The sequence below is a fragment of the Azoarcus sp. TTM-91 genome (assembly GCF_012911025.1).
Classification (GTDB): Bacteria; Pseudomonadota; Gammaproteobacteria; order Burkholderiales; family Rhodocyclaceae; genus Azoarcus.
In genome coordinates, this window is the sequence record NZ_WUEI01000244.1 from 1 (window position 1) to 1,907 (window position 1,907).

At 69.8% G+C, this 1,907-nt stretch carries 2 protein-coding genes; both read left to right on the forward strand.

The genetic code is table 11. From position 1 onward, the window contains the following. Positions 1-138: 138 nt before the first annotated feature. A complete protein-coding gene (locus tag GRF61_RS23980; RefSeq protein WP_169153131.1) occupies positions 139-489 on the forward strand; it encodes a DUF559 domain-containing protein in 351 nt (116 codons plus the stop codon). Between the two features lies 1 nt (position 490). Beyond that, a complete protein-coding gene (gene prpF / locus GRF61_RS23985; protein ID WP_169153132.1) occupies positions 491-1,678 on the forward strand; it encodes a 2-methylaconitate cis-trans isomerase PrpF in 1,188 nt (395 codons plus the stop codon). Positions 1,679-1,907 lie beyond the last annotated feature (229 nt).

Below are 1,907 nucleotides of genomic sequence, written 5' to 3' on the forward strand. Positions count from 1 at the left end.
GAGCGGGGGCTGGGGGAGAGGGGGCAGCGGTTCAGCACCGCCACGCCACCAGTCTTCCGCTTGGCTCTCTTGATATGTTTTATGACTATTCAATGTCATCCCTTCCCCAGGGAAAAAAGCTCTTCGAGAGGCCTGGCCATGCACCAGCGCCAATTCGCCAGACAACTGCGCCAGCACATGACCGATGCCGAGCGCCTGCTGTGGCGGCTCCTGCGGGCGCACCGTCTGGGCGGGCAGAAGTTCCGCCGCCAGCAGCCGCTCGGTCCCTATGTGGTGGACTTCCTGCACTTCGGCGCGCGGCTGGTCGTGGAGCTCGATGGCGGCCAGCACAACGGCAGCCACCACGACGAGCGGCGGGACGCCTGGCTGCGAGCGCAGGGATACACCGTGCTGCGTTTCTGGAATGACGACGTGCTGATCCGTGCCGACGACGTGATGAGCGCCATCTGGGCCGCGCTGGACGCGCCCCCGACCATGAGGACGAACTGAAATGACGCACCACCCGCCACAGATCCGGATTCCCGCCACCTACATGCGCGGTGGCACCAGCAAGGGCGTGTTCTTCCGCCTGCAGGACCTGCCGCCGGCCGCTCAACAGCCCGGCGCGGCGCGCGACCGGCTGCTGCTGCGGGTGATCGGCAGCCCCGACCCCTATGGCAAGCAGACCGACGGCATGGGCGGCGCCACCTCCAGCACCAGCAAGGCGGTGATCCTGGCCAGGAGCGCGCGGCCGGACCATGACGTGGACTACCTTTTCGGCCAGGTCGCCATCGACAGCGCCTTCGTCGACTGGTCCGGCAACTGCGGCAACCTGTCGGCGGCGGTCGGCTCCTTCGCGCTGGCCGGCGGGCTGGTGGATGCTGCCCGGGTGCCGCGCAACGGCGTCGCCACCGTGCGCATCTGGCAGATGAACATCGGCAAGACCATCGTCGCCCACGTGCCTATCAGCGACGGCCAGGTGCAGGAGACCGGCGATTTCGAGCTGGACGGGGTGACCTTCCCGGCGGCCGAGGTGCAGCTGGAATTCCTCGATCCGGCGGAGGAGGGTGAGGGCGGCGCCATGTTCCCCACTGGCCGGCTGGTGGACGACCTGGCAGTGCCCGGCGTCGGCGTGCTGCAGGCGACGCTGATCAATGCCGGCATCCCCACCATCTTCCTGAACGCCGCCGACCTCGGCTACACCGGCACCGAACTGCAGCCCGACATCAACGGCGACGCCAGGGCGCTGGCGATGTTCGAGGCCATACGCGCCCACGGCGCCGTCCGCATGGGCTTGATCCGCGACATCGCCGACGCCGCCGGCCGCCAGCACACGCCCAAGGTCGCCTTCGTCGCCCCGCCCAGGGATTACGTCGCCTCCAGCGGCAAACAGGTGCGCGCCGGCGACGTCGACCTGCTGGTGCGGGCGCTGTCCATGGGCAAGCTGCATCACGCCATGATGGGCACCGCCGCGGTCGCCATCGGCGCGGCCGCCGCCATCCCCGGCACGCTGGTGAATCTCGCCGCCGGCGGCGGAGCGCGCAGCGCCGTCCGCTTCGGCCACCCCTCCGGCACTTTGCGCGTCGGCGCGGAGGCGAGGCTGGAGGACGGGCAGTGGCGGATCACCAAGGCACTGATGAGCCGCTCGGCGCGGGTGCTGATGGAGGGCTGGGTGCGGGTGCCGGGGGATGCGTTTTGACGAGGCCGGGGCTGATGCGCCCGGAGGCGCTACCGCCCCGCACTGCGGCACCTCGGCGCGAATATTGAAGAGATAGGCCGAGGGCATCGCTGAGACACAAGCCGCGAACGCGGTGGAGCGCTGCCTGGATGAGCCGACGGCATGTCAGCGCGGGTCGCCAGACAAGTCGCCAGCGTGGCCGAGTGTCTGCGCAGGTTTTCCCCCTCCCCCTCGCGGGGAGGGCCGGGGG